The sequence below is a fragment of the Streptacidiphilus sp. P02-A3a genome (assembly GCF_014084105.1).
Classification (GTDB): Bacteria; Actinomycetota; Actinomycetes; order Streptomycetales; family Streptomycetaceae; genus Streptacidiphilus.
In genome coordinates, this window is sequence record NZ_CP048289.1 from 7,953,399 (window position 1) to 7,970,969 (window position 17,571).

Below are 17,571 nucleotides of genomic sequence, written 5' to 3' on the forward strand. Positions count from 1 at the left end.
ATAGCCGAATTGACATGGCAGCAGGAGTTCGCAAGATAGCTGACAGTACTGTTGGCCTGTGCCAGACTGACGCCGAATATGCCGGGGGGTGTCGTGGTCTCGATCGTGCTTGTCCATGGAACTGGGGTCAGAGGGAGGGACTATGACCGGCTAGTGGACCAGGTGACCACGAACCTCAAGGGGAAGGTGCCTCAGCTGCACATCGTGCGCTGCCCCTGGGGCGACGCGCACGGGGCCCGCCTGAACGCCGGCGGTCTGTCGCTGCCCGCCGAAGCGCGACCCTTCCCCTCCGCTGCGACGGAACCGGTGGCCTCGGAGGCCGAGGAGGCGGAAGCCGTCGAGGTGTCCGAGTGGGCTGCCCTGGAGGCGGACCCCTACGCCGAGTTGCGGATCCTCGGGCAGGAGGCGCGATCGCATGGCTACTCCCCCGTGGCACAGTCCGCCGTGGCCCGCTCCTACGCCGAGGTCAGCGCCCTGGACAGTGCGCTCTTCGCTGAGTTCCTGAGCGAACACGGTCTGGAGCCGGTCGATTTGGACGAGGCCAAGCGCGTTGCGCTCGACGGCCTGGGCCTCCTCCCGGAGGAGGCGGCGGTCGACCTCGGGGACCTGCGGCGCGCGATGGGCCGCCTCATGGCCGTCTCGGTCGTCGACCACGCGGATGCGCGTTGGGGCGTCGGCGGCGCCGCTGTGGACGGGGATTCCCTGGATGCCCTGGTGGCGGAGATCCTCACGTCGTGGGGTGCGCCGAAGGGCGAGTTGGGCATCGTTTCAAGCCTGACGAAGCCGCTCTGGCTGCCCCTGGCCCGTGGCTTCGAGTACACGGCGTCCTCGGTGCTGCGCGGCAACCGATTGAAGCAGACCGAACACGGCACGCCCATGATCGGCGACATCCTGCGCTACCAGGTCCGGGGCGAGGGGGTGCGGGCCGCCGTCGCCGAAGCCATCGACAGCGTGGACGGACCGGTGGTCGTGCTCGCCCACAGCCTGGGCGGCGTAGCCTGCGTGGACCTGCTGGCGTCGCAGAACCGCAGCGGCAAGGTGACCGCCCTGGTGACGGTCGGCTCCCAGGCCCCGTTCTTCTACGAGTTGGACGCACTGTGGTCCCTGCCGTTCGGCACACCCTTGCCGCCGACCTTTCCCGCCTGGTGGAACGTGTTCGACCCGCGCGACCCGCTGGCCTACGTCGGCGAACAGGTCTTCGGGTCCGACCGGGTGACTGACGTCGAATTCGATACCCGACGCCCGCTACTCCGCGCCCACAGTGCCTACTGGGGTCACCAGCGGTTCTACACCTGGCTCGCCGGAACCGTACTGTCATGAGCCACGGGGAAGCCCGACAGCCTCCGGGCGAGTGCGATCCCATGAAGGTCCACGCTCTCATCGTGGCCGTTGAGGACTACGGGTCGTACAGCAAGGACTGGAATGTCACCGGCCCGTACGCGGGCGCCCGCTCCTTCCGGGACTGGCTGATCGGACGAGGTGTACCCGCAGGCAACATCACGTTTCTGGGACGACCGCTCCCGGAGAGCCGGGGGATTGCTCCCAACGAGCCCGAAGCGGGGAGCCCAGCCGATGGCGGGCTGCTGAACGGGACCTCGCTGCAAGTCTTCTTCGGGGAGGTGCTGCCGGACATCGACGCCGAGTTGCTGTGGGTTTTCTGGGCCGGACACGGCATTACCGACGGCGAGCAACGCCACCAGCTGCTCCTGCCCGCCGACGGCAGGAAAGGACTGGAAACAGTCGACGCCCGCGAGCTCAGGGACACGCTGATTTCCACGGAGTGGGGAATGAAGAGCGGCACCCACCTGTCGCGAGTGGCCATGGTGATCGACGCCTGCCAGAACAATCTGCCACCGACCGACAAGGGCCTGAAAACCTGGCCGGTTTCAGTCCGTAGCAAGGACATGCGGAGCACCGCCCGGCCGTTCTTCACGTCGTTCTCCTGCGGGCCCGACCAGAAGGCCTACACCGGGACGAACAGGACCCATCTCGCCGCGACGCTCATGGAGTATCTGGACGCCAACCCGTCGCTCCTGCCCCATCCTCAGCACATGATGGGCCACATCGACCTGGCCTTCGCCAAACGGTCCGAAGCACAGGCGCAGACCCCGAGCTGGGAAATCCTCAACTGGGGGGAACCGGTCGGAACTGGAGTCTTCGAACTGACGCCGACAGAGGAGGAGTGCGCCCTGGCCCTCCAGTTCCGGCCCGGTCTCGACGACCGTGAGAAGCGGCGGCGGTGCGTCGAGGAGCTGGAGAACCGCGGTGTGGCGGTCACCGCGGACCACCAAGGCGAGCCGCCCAGTCCCGAACAGCTGGTCGCGGCCGCGGGCCGGGTCCGGCACGGTCTGCCGACCCTGGTCGACCTGCTCTGCTCCCCGCAGTGGCGGGACGACGAGCACGAGCGCCTCGATCTCGCGGGCGACCTCGGCAAAGCCGTCAGCCTCATCCACGAGGACGAGTTCCTGACGGTGGCGGAGTACGACACGCTGCTGCCACTTCTCGACCGGGCGGGGGACACGCTGGAGCAGGTCGCACGGTTCGGGCGCAGCTGGAGCGAGCACCTGCGCGGCATGCCCGTCACCGCACAGGCGGTGACGCGGAAGCTGGAGGCAGCCGGCGCCCTCAGGGGACGGCTGCCGCTGCTCCTGGGGTTCACCGCACTCCTGGCGGCCCTCACCGGGTCCGTTCCTCCGGACGAGGGACAAGACGCCGTTCCGGATGGGCCGTTGCAGACCTGGTGGCTCGGCGTCGCGGCCCGGCTGGGCTACGGTGACCGACTGCTGCGGGACGAGCGGGCCAAGGCAGCCGAGGACGCGTCAAGGCTTCAGCAGACCCCGGGGGGTTGGCTCCTGGTAGAGGTGCAGACAACCTGCCCCGAGGCGGTTCCTGGACACCCGAACCGCTATGACAGCCGGGCCTGGTACTTCGATGTCGAGGGCACACACCAGCAGGTCTTCAACGGGTCCGGGTGGACGGACTGGCAGCATTCTCTTGAGGCGGCGGTGGCCGACCACGTCGACGAGAATCTCAGCGGAATCGAATTCCTGCTGCCGCAGAGCCAGTTGGAACTACAGGTCGAACGTCTGGCAGTGGAGTACCGAGGGAGGTCCAACGTGCTGCTCGGACATGTCCACCCGGTCGTCGTGCGATGCGGCGACCGGGAGACAAGTCCGGCCCGACAGGCACAGTGGCAGGACAACTGGAAGCACTGTTCCCAGGACCACGACGGCGCGCCTTGGCTGGTCAAGGACGGCGCCGCCCTGAAGGAGCTCACGAAAGGCCTGACCGGTCACCAGGGATGCGTGGAGCTCACCGGGACCGCGAAGGACTTCAGCGCCGCCCTCGCGGTGTGCCTCCGGGAGGGCAGCCCCATCATCTCGTGGAACCGGTGCACCGGGGACATCCGCCCCCTCCAGAGCCTTGAACCCATCCACGGCCGCGCTCCCTCCAGTCTCCCCGCGGCGCTCCACGACTGGCGTCGCGCGGGGCCGAGCTCCGGCTCCGACGACGTCGTACTGCTCTGGGACAACCCCGACCGCCGTACCCAACGCCCCAGACTGCGCTCACCACGAAGAAGGAACAGATGACCGACGAGGACCGCACCTGGGAGCTCTTCGGCGACGGCGAAGCGCCGCCGACGCCCCGAAAGCTGCCGCCGGGGCCGCCATGGCGCCGCTTCGGTCGGCAGTCCCTGCCCCGTGCCCCCTACGTGATCCGCCAAGAGGACGCGGCCGTGGTCAACACGGCCCTGCACCTGCGTCGGCCGCTCCTGGTGACGGGCTTCCCCGGTGTGGGCAAGTCGTCCCTGGCCCATGAGATCGCCCGCCAGTTGGGGCTGGGTGAGGTCCTGGTCTGGCCGGTCAACTCCCGTTCCACGCTCAACGACGCGCTGTACCGCTACGACGCGGTCGGGCGCCTGCGGGACGTGGGCCTGGCCACCAGCAAGCGTGCCCGGGCCGGCGGTGAGGCGGGAGGCCAGGAAGTGGGCGACGACGCGAAGCAGGCGGTGGAGAACTACATCACCCTCGGCCCGCTGGGGACAGCCCTGGCGGCCAAGCCGGGCAGGCCTCGGGTCCTGCTCATCGACGAGTTGGACAAGAGCGACCTCGACCTGCCCAACGACCTGCTCGTTGCCTTCGAGGACGGCGCTTTCGAGATCCCCGAGCTCAGCCGATTGGCGGTGAGCGATGACGAGGTCGCCGAAGTCGGTCTCATCGGCGGGCCGCAGGCCATCGACCCGGCCAGGGGCAGCTCCGACGATGTGCGTTCCGGTCAGCCGGTCCCCGCGGCCTCCAGGAACCGAGGGACGGTGGTCGGTGGCTGGGTCACCTGCGAGGAGTTCCCAGTCATTGTGATCACCAGCAACGGCGAGCGCGACTTCCCCCCGGCCTTCCTGCGTCGCGTCGTCCGCCTCAACCTGCCCGACCCCAGCCGGGACTACCTGCGGAAGATCGTCGAAGCCCAGTTCGCCGGTCCGCTGGCCGATGCGGATGACACGACCAAGCGCGAACTGGACGAGCTCGTCGACAGGTTCAGCGCCGCCGCGCAGGACGGGAACCTGGCCACCGACCAGCTCCTCAATGCCATCCACCTCCGGCTCAGCCAAGTACCGCTCGACGTCAACGTCTTGAGTGCCATCCTCAGTTCTCTCGACGACACCGAGGCAGGGGGGTTCACCCTGTCGTCGACGGACTCCTCCCCCACGGCACACGGCCACCGCACATGATCGCCCGGCTCGGTGAGGTGCTCGCGGAGGCGCTGCGTGCCTGCGGGTACGACCCCTCGCCCCGTGAACTCACCGAGATCCTCTGGCTGGCCGGGCAGCTCCCCCCTGCCGCCCGGCCAGAGGTCCCCGCGGAGGAGGAGCCGGCAGACGCCGCCGTGACCGCCGTGGCATCGGAGCCGCCCCAGCAGCAACCCCCGGCCGCGGCCACGCCCCCCGCACCGCGGGACGATGTCCGCACCGTCGAGACCCGGCCGATCTACTCCGCGGCCAACCGGACCGCGGCGTCCGACGGCCCACGGGCGTCGTCCATCCGGCTTCCCGTGCCGAGCGCGCTGCCCCGGTCGCGCGAGCTGTCGAAGGCCCTGCGCTCGCTGCGCTCCAACGTCGCCTCACGCACGACCTTCGAGATCGACATCGCCGCCACGGTCGCCTCCCTCGCCAGTGGCATGCCGGACGTGCTGCTGCAACCGATCCGCGAGCCCCGGTTCGACCTCACCCTCATCGTGGACGACGGTGAGTCGATGGCGATCTGGTACGACACCGCCCGTGAACTGCGCACAGCTCTCTACCAGTTGCACGCCTTCCGGCGCACGCGCTTCCTGGGCCTGAACACCGATCTGGACGACGGCTCCCTGAGCCTGACGACCGAGCCGTTCCGTCTCCACGCACCCGCCATATCCCCCGCGGCCGCGGTGGAAGCCGGTGAACGCTCGCTCGTCGTCGTGCTGACCGACGGGGTCGGCCTGGCCTGGCATTCCGGGGCAGCCCTCAACCTGCTCTCCTCGTGGGCCCGCCGAAGCCCGGTGGCCGTCTGGCACCTGCTGCCGGAGGCGCTCTGGCCGGACACCGCCTTGTCCGCCGCCCGCCGAAGGACCACGGCCCCACGCCCTGGCGTCGCCAACCGCAAGCTCACCGTGCGGGCGCCCCGGATCCGCACCCGGCACGACCGAACGATCCAACTCCCGCTCCCTGTGGTGGACATCGGCGCCGGTACCGCCACTGCGGCCTGGGCCCGCCTGATCGGCGCACCCTCGGGCGAGGTGATCCTCCCGCTGATGGACGCCGTTCCGCCCGTCGCGGAGCACGGGACGATCGACGACGAGGAGTGGCCCGCCACCGAGGTCCCGGCACTGGAACTCCTGGACGGCTTCCTCGGCTCGGCCACCCCGCTGGCCCGAAGGCTGGCCGCCCATCTGGCCTGTGTCCCACCGATCACCGTCCCCCTCATGCGGCTGGTCCAACAGTCAGCCGCACCGGAGGCGGCTCTTTCGCACCTGGCCGAGGTATTCCTGTCCGGGCTGCTCCAGCCGACGACAGCCACCGGGGCACCCGCGCCACCGGCCGAGGAGACGCCTTGGGGACAGCGCTACTACGCCTTCCTGCCTGAGGTCGTCGACCCGCTACGCGAACTGATCCCCCGCTCGGCCGAACATGGCACCAGCACCCTGGTCTCGCGCCACCTGCGCCGGATCAACCAGTCGCGCGACGCGGCCCTTGCCCTGATTAGTGACCCCAGGGGCACGACCGCGTACACCCCGCAAGCGCCCGAACTGGCCTGGTCCGATCTGCAGTCGACCACCTCCGCGCCATCCGATGCCGACGTGCCGTTCGAGGCGCCGTCGATCATCGAGGGACCTGAGGGCATGGGAGGGGCCGCGGTCGCCGAGGAAGGGCCGGTACCTGTCGGCTTCATTATCGGAATCGCGCTGGGAAAGGGGCTGCGCATTCGGGCAGCGGCCACGTTGCTGCGCCAGTCCGGCTATCCGGTCCCGGAGCCGACCGCGCTGCCCGACCTCGTGCCCGAATCCCCGGATGTCGTTGTCCTCAGCCTGCACCTCGACGGAAGCCTGTGGGCCGACCCCGGCCACCAGTGGCTCGACGTGAACGAGCCGGTGACGATGGGGCATGTGCTGGCAGCCGCGGCGAGCACGGGACAGTCCGCACGACACCTCGCCGAACGCCTGGGCGAACTGGGCTACCGGACGCCCAGCCCGACGAAGTTGCCAGCAGACCCACCGGAGAAGTCGGACCGGATGCTGATCAGCCGGGACCTTGACGAGGCCGAGCCCTGGCTCGACGCGAACGAGCCGGTGAAGGTGGGGCAGGTGCTGTCAGCCGCGGTGAAGACGGGGCAGTCCGCCCAGCGGGTCGCCGAACGCCTGCGTGAACTGGGCTACGACACACCCGACCCAGCACAGCTGCCCGAGGTCGCACCCGAGGAGGCCGACCTCATCCTGATCAACCTGGACCTCCACTCGGTGGGTGCGCGGCTCGATCCGGGCGAGCCGACTCCGATGGGGCATGTGCTGGCAGCCGCGGTGAGGACGGGGCAGTCCGCCCAGCGGGTCGCCGAACGCCTGCGCGAACTGGGCTACGACGCACCCGACCCGGCACAGCTGCCCGACGTCCTACCCGAGGAGGCCGACCAGACACTGATCAGCCAGGACCTCGACGCGGTGCCCCCCTGGCTCGACGCGAGCAGACCAGTGCGGGTGGGGCATGCGCTGGCAGCCGCGATCGTGACCGAACAGTCCGCGCAGCGGGTCGCCGAGCGCCTGCGCGAACTGGGCTACGACGCACCCGACCCGGCACAGCTGCCCGACGTCGTACCCGATGAGGCCGACCAGACACTGATCAGCCAGGACCTCGACGCGGTGCCCCCCTGGCTCGACGCGAGCGAACCAGTGCCGGTGGGGCATGCGCTGACTGCCGCGATCGTGACCGATCAGACCGCGCAGCGGGTCGCCGAGCGCCTGCGCGAACTGGGCTACCACACAACTGCTTCGGCGCAGCTGCCCGATATCGTGCCGGAGGAGGACGACCGCATCCTGATCAGCCGTCGCCTCGACGGAATGAGCAGGTGGATCGACCCGGCCGAACCAGTGACGGTAGAACACCTGCTGACTGCCGCGATCGTGACCGGACGATCCGCACGCGCAGCCGCCGAGCGCCTGCGCGAACTGGGCTACCACACAACTGCTTTGGCGCAGCTGCCCGATATCGTGCCGGAGGAGGACGACCGCATCCTGATCAGCCGTCGCCTCGACGGAATGAGCAGGTGGATCGACCCGGCCGAACCAGTGACGGTAGAACACCTGCTGACTGCCGCGATCGTGACCGGACGATCCGCACGCGCGACCGCCGAGCGCCTGCGCGAACTGGGCTACCACACACCCGACCCAGCACACCTGCCCGATATCGCACCAGAGTACGACGACCAGATCCTGATCAGCCGGTACCTCCACAGAGGTCCCCTGGAGGATCCGACAGAGGCCGGTCCCGAGTGGCTCGACGCGGGCGATCCGGTGGCGATGGGACACGTGTCGGCGGCCGCGATCGTGACTGAGCAGTCCGCACGCACGGTCGCCGAACGCCTGCGAGAACTCGGTTACCAGACGCCCGACCCGGCAGGCCTACCGGACACCCCCCCGGCGGACGCCGATCGAACCCTCATCAGCCGAGACCTCGACGCGGTGGGGCCGTGGCTCGACGCGAGCGAGGCGGTGACCGTAGCGCATGTACTGGCAGCCGCGACCGCGATCCAACAGTCCGCACGCGCGGTCGCCGAGCGCCTGCGCGAACTCGGCTTCCAGACAAAGCACCCGGCACAGTTGTCCGATGTCATACCAGAGGACGACGACCGAATCCTGATCAGCCGATACCTCGACGGATACGCCCTGGAGGATCTCGATGCGGATTGGCTCGATGCACGCGAGCCGGTGCCAAAGGGGCATGTGCTGGCGGCCGCGATCGTGACCGGCCGGCCCGCCCTGGCCGTCGCCAACCGCCTGAACGAGCTGGGCTACCGCACCCCCGCCGGGGTGCGGTGGCCGGACTTCTCTCCGGAGGACGTCGATCGGACCCTGATCAGCCTGGACCTCGACGCAGTGGGGCCGTGGCTCGACGCCACCGATCCGGTGACGGTGGGACATGTACTGGCAGCCGCGCGGAAGACGGGATGGTCCGCGCATCGCGTCGGCGAACGCCTACACCTGTTGGGATACTCCCCTCCCGCCTCGGTCATCCTGCCGGACGCCATCGACAAGTGACCCGACCCGCCCGCTTCCGGGCCCGACGCCCGGGGTCAGGCGACGATGGCGGAAAGGCCCGGCCGGGTCAGGGACCTGGCTCGGGCGGCGATCAGCGAGCGCAGCGCCTGCTCGGCCGCCCCGTCGGCCGGGGTCAACACGGCCAGCCGCTGGTCCGAACCGTCCAACGCGGCCATGACGTCGTAGCAGACGGTCAGTTCGCCGACGGCGGCGTGCTGGATGCGCTTGACCCCGTGCACCCGCTCCTGCACCGTGTGGTCCCCCCACCAGGCCGCGAACTCCGCACTGGCCGAGCGCAGTTCGCCGATCAGCGCGTTCAGTTGCGGGTCGTCGCGGTGCCGGGCGAGGTTGGCACGCAGATTGCCGACCGTCTCGCGGGCGATCCGCACCCAGTCCAACTGCGCCGCGCGCACAGCTGGATCGGTGAAGATCATCCGGGCGGCGTTGTCAGCGCCCGGTGACCCGAACTCCTCGCCGAACAGGGCGGCGGCCGCGCCGTTGCGGGCCAGGATGCCGAAGCGGAAGTCGACCACGTAGGCCGGGAGCAGCGGCATGCCGTCCAGCAGCGCCAGCAGCGAGCGGCCCACCGGTGCCGGGACGTGCGTCGCGGGTGGTCGCTGGCCGCGCGCGACCAGGTGCAGGTGCTCCCGCTCGGTCGGCGACATGCGCAGCGCCGCCGCCACGCTGTCCAGCACGCCGGTCCCGGGGGTCCCGACCCGGCCCTGTTCCAGCCGGATGTACCAGTCGATGCTGACGGCCGCCAGCTGCGCCACCTCCTGGCGGCGCAGCCCGGGCGTGCGGCGGCTGCCGACGCTGGGCAGGCCGACGTCCGCCGGTTGCACCCGGGCCCGCGCCGCGCGCAGGAACTGCGCCAGTTCGCTCTGCTGCCGTCCCTGTCCGCTCGTCATGTCACCCATGATCGCCGCTCCCCCCGGGCCACGTCCACGGGACCGGGTGGCACTCGGAGCACCAGGATGCGAAGGGCCTTCCAGGCCGTGGCCGCCGGACGGAATGGTTGCTGTCGTACCCACCGCACCGCATGCGCCCCTGGAGGCTGCCATGAAGAAGACCGTTCGCAGTATCGCCGCCGCCACTGCGGCCGCCGCCGCGCTGACCCTGGCCGTCAGCACCGCCGCTTCCGCGCACAGCGACAACGCCAACGCCAGCGCCAGCGCCAGCGGGCATCCGGGCAAGCGGGGCGACGGCGGCTACGGCTACACCGTGATCCGCAGCGGCATCCCCGACACCGCCCGGCGTTTCACCGTGACCAGTCCCCAGGTGCACAACGGCGGGACGTTCCCGGCGAGCGCCTGGGCCGACGCCTTCGGCTGCTCCGGCGGCAACCAGCAGTTCACGCTGGACTGGACCGGCGCGCCGGTCGGCACCCGCAGCTTCGCGGTCACCATGTACGACCCGGACGCCCCGAGCGGCAGCGGCTTCTGGCACTGGCTGGAGTGGGACATCCCCGGCAGCGCGACCTCGTTGAGCCCGGCCGCCACACCGGTCGGCGCGGTCTCCGGCACCGACGACGCCGGTCTGACCGGCTACCTGGGCCCGTGCCCGCCCGCCGGGGACGTGAACCACGGCTACCAGATCACCGTCTACGCGCTGGACACCGCCTCGCTGGGACTGCCCGCCACCACCCCGGCGGCGCTGACGACCTTCAGCATGAGCAGCCACATCGTCGGCTACGCCCGGATGACGGTGAACGCCCGCCGCTGACCGGTTTCGGTCAGTTCCGGGTGGCCCAGGTGGCGTTGTCGTTGGCGTCGTAGAAGACGAAGTTCTGGTCGGCCTGGACAACGGCCTTGACGCTCTTCGCGCTGGAGGAAGGGCCGACCTGGGCGATGACCCTGTGGTTGCGTTCCAGCAGGATCGGCCCGTTGGCCGGGAAGAGCATCTCGTTGGCGCCGGTACCGGCGGTGTTGGACGCCCAGAGCACGTTGCCGGTGTTCAGTTGGTAGAGCACCAGGTTTCCGTCGGTCTGGAAACGCAGGGTCGCGCCGTTGGTGGTGGTGCCGGCGGACGCCTGGGTGTCCGGGTACCAGACCACACCCTGGCCGAAGTAGATCGTCGGGTTGACGTTGATGAGCATCGGGTGCGTCGCGGCGGCCGGGCCGAACCCGGTCAACAGCGCCAGCGACGCCCCCGACGCGATCAGCGCCAGCAGGCGTCGGCCTCGGGTGCGCTTCCGTGTCGATGCGCTCATCTCACACTTCCTTCGTCTCGTTGGGCGACACGCTCACCTCAGTGTGGGATCGCCGCGCGGCCGAACGCCAGCAACTCCTCCGTATACGACACGATCGGGCGAATGTCCGCCCGGGTCGCGGAGCCGCGCCGCGCGGTTCGCGCGGTTCGCGCGGTTCATGCGGTTCATGCGGTTCGCGCGGTTCGTGCGGAGACGGTGGGCTCAGGCGCGGGGTGCGCCTGCGCTCGGAAGCCGCTCGGTGGCCCGGCCGAAGGGGATGACCAGGGTGCGGGCGGCGAGCAGCCAGGTGCCGTCGATGTTCCGGAAGACGTCCTCGTAGTGGCCCACGTTGACGGGGACGCGTGGTTCGATCATCCCGCCGGTGTACCCGTCGACCCGGTAGGTCGTCAGGTAGGAGACGGCACGCGCCGTGGTGGGAGATTCGACGGTCACCAGCAGGTTCGTCATCAGGCGGCGGGAGAGCCGGTCCGCGGGACGCGAGCCGAAGTAGGCGCGAAGGGCTTCGCGGCCTTCGATCCGGCGGTCGCCGAAGGGCCAACGCCACACGCCGTCAGGGGTGAACAGCTCCGCGACCGTGCTCGGCTCGCCGAGGTCTAGGCGGTGGATGAAGTCCACGATGATTCGCTCGCACGCGCGCTCCGCCAGCATCCGGTCCATCGGCGTCATGATCTTGTCGTCCATTCGCCATTACTAGCAGGCGGGCGGCCACCGTCCGCAACCCGTTTTCGCGAGCCGGCCCGCCGGGCCCGCTGGGGAATACTGCGGTCGTGAACACAGGTCGACGAGTGAACGAGATGCAGGCGGGTCGCCAGGTGGGCTGGGTGCTGCGGGCCGCGGGCCCGGCCGACGTCGAACGGATAGCGGAGCTACGGGCGACGGTGATGCGACCGGACTTGGAGCGGCTGGGCCGTTTCGACGAGCACCGCGTCCGGCAGCGGCTGCGGGACTCCTTCTCCCCTCGGTACACGTCGGTCGTCGTGGCCGATGACGCCTTCGCGGGCTGCGTCACCCTGCGACCGGCGGAGAACGGGCACTGGCTGGAGCACTTCTACCTCGACCCGGGCGTCCAGGGCCGGGGGCTCGGCTCGGCCGTCCTGCGGGCGCTGCTGGGGCGGGCCGACGCGGACGCCGTGCCGGTCCGGCTGAACGTGCTGCAGGGCAGCGCCGCTCGTCGGCTCTACGAGCGCCACGGGTTCACCGTGGAGGACGAGGACCCGATCGACGTCCTCATGCTGCGACCGCCGGATACGACCAGGTACCGGCGCGGCCTGGTCCCTCAGCCGTAGCTCAGCCGTAGCTCAGCCGTAGCTCAGCGGGCGAGGTCACCGGGCACGGTGTCGACGAGTCCCGCGCAGCCGCGCAGCAGGACGTTGATGCCGAAGTCGAAGGCGCGGTCGGCGCGGGTGGGTTCGGCCGGTTGCGCGGCCAGCGCGGCGTTGAGGCGGTCGGCGGGGAGGCCGGATGGGACGGCCCACATCACCTCGGGCGCGGCGAGGTCCAGCGCCGCGCCGAGGACGAAGTTCTCCAGCGCGGTGAGCGCGGTCATCACCGACGGGAGCGGGAAGCCCGCCTTCTCCATCAGCGCCACCACCCGCTCGTACCCGGCCAGGACCTGCGGTGAGCGGATCGGTTCGGTGGTGAGCAGCGGCACCACGTGCGGGTGCGCGGCGAAGGCGGCGCGGTAGGAGTAGGCGTAGGAGCGCAGCGCGGGCTCCCAGGACTGCTCGGGGTGCGGTGCGGAGACGATGGCGTCGCCGATCCGGATGCGCAGCAGTTCGACCACGCCGGAGCGGCCGTCGACGTGGTGGTAGAGCGAGGCGGTCTGCACCCCCAGGCGGGCGGCCAGCGCGGGCATGGTGAAGTCGCCGGTCTCGTCCACCAGGTCCATCGCGGCGGTCGTGATCCGCTCCAGGTCGAGCAGTGCCGTTCTCGGTCGTGCCACCGTGCTCTCCTCTCGACGCACCGCACAGGGTAGCGATGTGACGCTCATCACTTGGTATGAGCCCCTGCCAGGGATATATTGCCCGAAACCTAAATCTAATCGGTTTAGGTTAACCCCCCTCCCCCACGGAACCCACGGAAGGCCCCCCATGGAGCCAAAGCTGCGCCAAGGGACGCTCGGGACCGGTGACATCGCGTTCTTCGTCATCTCCGCTGCCGCACCCCTGATGATCCTGGCCGGTGTCGCCCCCTTCGCGATCCTGGTCGGCGGCATCGGCGCGCCCTCCGCGTACCTGATCGCCGGGATCGTGCTCACCGTCTTCGCCGTCGGGTTCACCACCATGTCCCGCTACGTGACCAACGCCGGCGCCTTCTACGCCTACATCACCCGGGGTCTGGGCCGACCGGCCGGTGTGGCCTCCGCCATCCTCGCGCTGGTGTCCTACAACGCGGTGCAGATCGGCATGTACGGGCTGCTCGGCAGCGTCGCGCAGAGCACCGTGGACTCGCTGTTCGGCGTGGACATCGCCTGGCCGGTCTACGCCCTGACCGGCGTGGCCCTGGTCTGGTTCGCCGGGTACCGCAGCATCGAGTTCGGCGCGAAGCTGCTGGCGGTGCTGATGATCGCCGAGTCCGGGATCCTGGTGGTGCTCGCCGCCGCCGTCCTGCTCAAGGGCGGCGCCCACGGCCTGGACCTCCAGTCCTACGCGCCGAAGCACGTGTTCAACGGCAGTACCAGTTCGCTGATGGTCTTCGCCTTCGCCGCCTTCATGGGCTTCGAGTCCACCGCGATCTACCGCTCGGAGGCCCGCGACCCGCGCCGGACGATCCCGCGCGCCACCTACGTGGCGGTGGCCTTCCTCGGCATCTTCTACAGCTTCATCGCCTGGACGATCATCCAGGGCTACGGCTCGGCCGAGGTCCAGGCCGCCGCCGCGAAGGACACCTCCGGGCTGGTCTTCGCCGAGATGACCACGTACGTCGGCTCCTGGGCGACCGACGTGATGCACCTGCTGATCCTCAGCAGCACCCTGGCCTCGCTGCTGGCCTTCCACAACGCCATCAACCGGTACACCAAGGCCGTCGCCGACGAGGGCATGCTGCCGCGCCGCCTGGCCGCGCTGCACCCGAGGACCGGGTCACCGTTCCTGGCCGGCGGGCTGCAGACCGCGCTGTCGGTGGTCATCGTCGCGGGCTTCGCGATCGCCGGGCTCGACCCCTACCTGAAGCTGATGATCTGGGTGAACACCCCCGGTGTCATCGGGCTGGTGCTGCTGCAAGTACTGGTCGCGGTGGCGGTGCCGGTGTTCTTCCGGGGCTTCCGCCACAACGAGGGCCGGTGGCGGACGCTGGTCGCGCCGATCGCGGCGGCGGTCGGGATGGCCACCGCGCTCTACCTGATGATCTCGAAGATCGCGCTGCTCTCCGGCGCCACCGGCTTCGTCAACGTGGTCCTGGTCGGGATCGTGCCGCTGGTGATCGTGGTCGGGGTGCTGCTGGCGCTCTGGCTGCGGGCCAGGCGTCCCGAGGTCTACGCCACCATCGGCGCCGAGGCGCCGACCGTCAAGAGGGAACCCGAACATGTCCACAGCTGACGCGCTGCTCACCGGAGCCGTGCTCCGCACCCTCGACCCGGCCCGGCCGGAGTCCGAGTCCGCCGACGTCGCCGTCAAGGACGGCACCATCGTCGCCGTCGGCCCGGACGCCGCCGACTGGCGCGGCCCGGCCACCGTCGTGCACGACCTGGCCGGCGCCACGCTGACGCCCGGCCTGGTCGACGGCCACATGCACCCGGTGCTCGGCGCCACCAGCTTCACCGGGGTCGACCTGTCCGGCTGCCGCGACGTCACCGCGCTGCGGGCCGCGCTGGCCGGGGCGGTCCGCGAGGCCGGGCGCGGCGAGTGGATCAGCGGCTTCGGGCTCGACCACAACACCTTCGCCGGGCAGCCGATCAGCAACACGCTGATCGAGGACGTCCTCGAAGGCCTGCCCGCCGTGCTGGTGCTCTACGACGGCCACTCCGCGCTGGCGAGTGACGCCGCGCTGCGCGCCGCCGGGATCGACGGGCCGCGCGACTTCGCCAGCCGCTCGGAGATCGTCTGCGACCCGGCCGGACGCCCGACCGGCCTGCTGCTGGAGGACGGCGCGGTCCGGCTGGTACAGCGGCTCATACCGATCCCGGACCTGGCGCAACGGCGGTCCAAGGTACGGGAGTTGTTGCACGCGATGGCCGCCACCGGGCTGACCGGCGGCCATGTGATGGACCTCAACGGCGACGCGCTGGAGCTGGTCTCCGGCCTGGAGGAGCTGCCGCTGCGGCTGCGCTTCGCGCCGTGGGCGATGCCCGGCGAGATCGACGGCCAGATCGACGAGCTGATCGCCCAGCACGGCACCTCGGGCCGGCGCTGGAGCATCGACGCGGTGAAGTTCTTCATCGACGGCACGGTGGAGGGCGGCACCGCCTGGCTGGAGCACGCCGACTGCCACGGCCAGAGCAAGGACTCGTTCTGGCGCGACCCGGCCGAGTACACCCGGGCCGTGCACCGGCTGGACGCGGCCGGGATCCAGAGCGCGACCCACGCGATCGGCGACGCCGGGGTCCGGCACGCCCTCGACACCATCGCCGGAGCGCCGGGCCGGGGCCGGGCGGGCGCGGTCCGGCACCGGATCGAGCACATCGAGACGCTGCCCTACGAGCAGATCAAGCGCTTCGCGGAACTCGGCGTGGCCGCCTCGATGCAGCCCACGCACACCGCCTACACCAAGGCCGACCACAGCGACGAGTGGTCGCAGCGGGTCGGCGCGGAGCGTGCCGCGCGCGCCTGGTGCTGCCGGGACCTGCGCGACAGCGGGGCCACCCTGGTCCTCGGCTCGGACTGGCCGATCGCCCACTTCGACCCGCGCCAGGTGCTGGCGACCGCGCGGCTGCGCCGACTGCCCGGCACCGACACCGCGCCGGTCCTGCCCGGCCAGGCACTGACCGGGCTGATGGCGCTGGAGGGGATGACCAGCCACGCGGCGTACGCCACCGGCCAGGAGCACCGGGCCGGGCGGATCGCCCCGGGCCACCGCGCCGACCTGACCGCCTTCGCGGTGGACCCGGTCACCGCCGCGCCGGACGAACTGGCCGACGCGCCGATCCGGCTCACCATGCTCGACGGCACGGTGACGCACGGGAATTGACACATCGTCAGATACAGCAGCGCCGCCCCGACCGGGGCGGCGCTGGGTGTCCGCGCAGGGCGGAGGGGTCAGGCGCTGACGCTCGCGGCCTCGACGATCTGGGCGATGATGGCCGGAAGCTTCTCGATGACCTCGGCGTCGTCCTGCGGGTGCAGCTCGGCGAAGCGGACCACGGAGCCGGACAGCGACAGCACGGCCTCGGTCAGCACGTTGGCGCCGGCGATGCCCACGGTCTTGCGGGTCTCGTCCTGCGCCCACAGGCCACCGAACTGGCCGTAGGCGGTGCCGATGACGGCGGCGGGCTTGCCGGTCAGCGCACCCGCGCCGTACGGACGGGAGAGCCAGTCCACGGCGTTCTTGAGCACGGCGGTGATGGTGCCGTTGTACTCCGGGGAGAACAGCAGGAAGCCGTCGGCCTGGCCGGCGGCCTCACGCAGCGCGGCGGCGGCGGCCGGGACGCTGCCCTCGACGTCGATGTCCTCGTTGTAGAAGGGGATGTCGGCGAGGCCCTCGTAGATCACGATCTCGACACCCTCGGGGGCGTGCTTGACGGCCGCCTCGGCGAGCTGGCGGTTGTGCGAACCGGCACGAAGGCTACCGACGAGGGCGAGAACACGTACGGACATGTCGAACTCCTGGGTGTATGGGTAGTTGGCCCACAGAAGTGGACTGTGGTCCGGATTAAGGTTTAACACGCCAAGCGGACCGGAGTCCACTTCTTCTTTCCGAGGCTAGAGTGGAGAGCATGAACGCGCAGCAAGCCTCGACCGGAGCCGAGCCTCACTGTCCGCGCGAGCTCACCCTGCTGGGGCAGCCCCCTCGCGAACGGGCCGACGCCGCGCGCAACCGGTCGCGCCTGCTGGACGCCGCCGCGCAACTGGTCCGCGAGCTGGGCGCGCAGAATGTGACCATGGACGCGGTCGCCGCCGCCGCGCACGTCGGCAAGGGCACGCTGTTCCGGCGCTTCGGGGACCGCGAGGGGCTGATGCGGGCGCTGCTGGACCACGCGGAGGCGGAGTACCAGCGCGGATTCCTGACCGGCCCGCCGCCGCTCGGCCCCGGCGCGGGGCCGGGCGAGCGGCTGCTGGCGTTCGGCTGTGCCACGATCCGCCACCACCTGGACCACCTGGACCTCTATCTCGCCGCCGACACCTGCGCCGAGCGGCGGCTGCTGGTCCCGGCCGCGATGCTGCGGGTGAGCCATGTGGCCGGACTGCTGCGGCAGGCCGGGGTCGACGGGGACACCGACCTGCTCGCCCAGGCGCTCAACGGCTACCTCGACCCGGTGCTGCTGCACCACCTGCACGTGCAGCGCGGCTACCCGGTGGCCCGGCTGGAGAACGGCTGGCGGCAGTTCGTCACCCGGCAGCTCCCGGCCCCGGAGTGACCACGGACGGCGCGACGGCGTCGGCGCAGGTGGTGAAGGTCCGCGCGAGCAGGGGGGCCGAGAAGTCGCCCGC

General features: G+C 70.6%; 14 protein-coding genes. 9 read left to right on the top strand and 5 right to left on the bottom strand.

Annotated features, from left to right (window positions below; all coding sequences use genetic code 11):
• Positions 1-162: 162 nt before the first annotated feature.
• From GXP74_RS33465 to GXP74_RS33480, 4 genes are all read left to right on the top strand, one after another.
• Entirely contained in the window at positions 163-1,320 is a 1,158-nt protein-coding gene (locus GXP74_RS33465; RefSeq protein WP_182454999.1) for a hypothetical protein, read from the top strand.
• Between the two features lie 62 nt (positions 1,321-1,382).
• Entirely contained in the window at positions 1,383-3,590 is a 2,208-nt protein-coding gene (locus tag GXP74_RS33470) for a caspase family protein (protein WP_182455000.1), read from the top strand.
• Positions 3,587-4,729: a MoxR family ATPase gene (locus GXP74_RS33475; RefSeq protein ID WP_182455001.1), complete on the top strand. Its 1,143-nt coding sequence runs from the start codon at positions 3,587-3,589 to the stop codon at positions 4,727-4,729. The genes GXP74_RS33470 and GXP74_RS33475 overlap by 4 nt, the downstream gene beginning before the upstream one ends.
• Positions 4,726-8,778, top strand: coding sequence for an SAV_2336 N-terminal domain-related protein (locus tag GXP74_RS33480; RefSeq protein ID WP_182455002.1), 4,053 nt, complete (start codon positions 4,726-4,728; stop codon positions 8,776-8,778). The genes GXP74_RS33475 and GXP74_RS33480 overlap by 4 nt, the downstream gene beginning before the upstream one ends.
• Positions 8,779-8,813: 35 nt before the next feature.
• On the opposite strand, the gene GXP74_RS33485 is transcribed toward GXP74_RS33480, so the two are convergent.
• A complete protein-coding gene (locus GXP74_RS33485; protein WP_182455003.1) occupies positions 8,814-9,686 on the bottom strand; it encodes a helix-turn-helix transcriptional regulator in 873 nt (290 codons plus the stop codon).
• A gap of 151 nt (positions 9,687-9,837) precedes the next feature.
• Here GXP74_RS33485 and GXP74_RS33490 point away from each other — a divergent pair, with 151 nt between their 5' ends.
• The gene (locus GXP74_RS33490) at positions 9,838-10,500 is read left to right on the top strand and encodes a YbhB/YbcL family Raf kinase inhibitor-like protein (protein ID WP_182455004.1); all 663 of its coding nucleotides are present in this window, start codon (positions 9,838-9,840) and stop codon (positions 10,498-10,500) included.
• Between the two features lie 10 nt (positions 10,501-10,510).
• Here the strand turns inward: GXP74_RS33490 and GXP74_RS33495 are convergent, their stop codons facing one another.
• Entirely contained in the window at positions 10,511-10,987 is a 477-nt protein-coding gene (locus GXP74_RS33495) for a hypothetical protein (protein WP_182455005.1), read from the bottom strand.
• A 201-nt stretch (positions 10,988-11,188) separates the two neighbouring features.
• Positions 11,189-11,668 carry a nuclear transport factor 2 family protein gene (locus tag GXP74_RS33500; RefSeq protein ID WP_182455006.1) on the bottom strand — a complete coding sequence of 160 codons (480 nt, stop codon included), beginning with the start codon at positions 11,666-11,668 and terminating at the stop codon, positions 11,189-11,191.
• A gap of 113 nt (positions 11,669-11,781) precedes the next feature.
• On the opposite strand from GXP74_RS33500, the gene GXP74_RS33505 reads away from it, so the two are divergent.
• On the top strand, positions 11,782-12,273 hold the full coding sequence (locus tag GXP74_RS33505) for a GNAT family N-acetyltransferase (protein WP_182456808.1): 492 nt from the start codon (positions 11,782-11,784) through the stop codon (positions 12,271-12,273).
• Between the two features lie 23 nt (positions 12,274-12,296).
• On the opposite strand, the gene GXP74_RS33510 is transcribed toward GXP74_RS33505, so the two are convergent.
• A complete protein-coding gene (locus GXP74_RS33510) occupies positions 12,297-12,929 on the bottom strand; it encodes a TetR/AcrR family transcriptional regulator C-terminal domain-containing protein (protein WP_182455007.1) in 633 nt (210 codons plus the stop codon).
• 148 nt (positions 12,930-13,077) lie between these two features.
• On the opposite strand from GXP74_RS33510, the gene GXP74_RS33515 reads away from it, so the two are divergent.
• Positions 13,078-14,523, top strand: a complete 1,446-nt coding sequence (locus tag GXP74_RS33515) for an APC family permease (protein ID WP_182455008.1) — start codon at positions 13,078-13,080, stop codon at positions 14,521-14,523.
• A complete protein-coding gene (locus GXP74_RS33520) occupies positions 14,510-16,111 on the top strand; it encodes an amidohydrolase (protein ID WP_182455009.1) in 1,602 nt (533 codons plus the stop codon). The genes GXP74_RS33515 and GXP74_RS33520 overlap by 14 nt, the downstream gene beginning before the upstream one ends.
• Before the next feature lie 68 nt (positions 16,112-16,179).
• Here GXP74_RS33520 and GXP74_RS33525 read toward each other — a convergent pair whose 3' ends face one another.
• Positions 16,180-16,737: an NAD(P)H-dependent oxidoreductase gene (locus GXP74_RS33525; RefSeq protein ID WP_182455010.1), complete on the bottom strand. Its 558-nt coding sequence runs from the start codon at positions 16,735-16,737 to the stop codon at positions 16,180-16,182.
• A gap of 119 nt (positions 16,738-16,856) precedes the next feature.
• Here GXP74_RS33525 and GXP74_RS33530 point away from each other — a divergent pair, with 119 nt between their 5' ends.
• Positions 16,857-17,498: a TetR/AcrR family transcriptional regulator gene (locus tag GXP74_RS33530; protein WP_182455011.1), complete on the top strand. Its 642-nt coding sequence runs from the start codon at positions 16,857-16,859 to the stop codon at positions 17,496-17,498.
• The last annotated feature ends 73 nt before the right edge of the window (positions 17,499-17,571 follow it).

Bases quoted from the DNA above. Each gene is read 5' to 3' on its own strand.
- GXP74_RS33495 (WP_182455005.1), bottom strand. From the start codon at position 10,987: ATGAGCGCATCGACACGGAAGCGCACCCGAGGCCGACGCCTGCTGGCG.
- GXP74_RS33515 (WP_182455008.1), top strand. From the start codon at position 13,078: ATGGAGCCAAAGCTGCGCCAAGGGACGCTCGGGACCGGTGACATCGCG.
- GXP74_RS33505 (WP_182456808.1), top strand. From the start codon at position 11,782: ATGCAGGCGGGTCGCCAGGTGGGCTGGGTGCTGCGGGCCGCGGGCCCG.
- GXP74_RS33500 (WP_182455006.1), bottom strand. From the start codon at position 11,668: ATGGACGACAAGATCATGACGCCGATGGACCGGATGCTGGCGGAGCGC.
- GXP74_RS33525 (WP_182455010.1), bottom strand. From the start codon at position 16,737: ATGTCCGTACGTGTTCTCGCCCTCGTCGGTAGCCTTCGTGCCGGTTCG.
- GXP74_RS33530 (WP_182455011.1), top strand. From the start codon at position 16,857: ATGAACGCGCAGCAAGCCTCGACCGGAGCCGAGCCTCACTGTCCGCGC.
- GXP74_RS33520 (WP_182455009.1), top strand. From the start codon at position 14,510: ATGTCCACAGCTGACGCGCTGCTCACCGGAGCCGTGCTCCGCACCCTC.
- GXP74_RS33480 (WP_182455002.1), top strand. From the start codon at position 4,726: ATGATCGCCCGGCTCGGTGAGGTGCTCGCGGAGGCGCTGCGTGCCTGC.
- GXP74_RS33475 (WP_182455001.1), top strand. From the start codon at position 3,587: ATGACCGACGAGGACCGCACCTGGGAGCTCTTCGGCGACGGCGAAGCG.
- GXP74_RS33490 (WP_182455004.1), top strand. From the start codon at position 9,838: ATGAAGAAGACCGTTCGCAGTATCGCCGCCGCCACTGCGGCCGCCGCC.
- GXP74_RS33485 (WP_182455003.1), bottom strand. From the start codon at position 9,686: ATGACGAGCGGACAGGGACGGCAGCAGAGCGAACTGGCGCAGTTCCTG.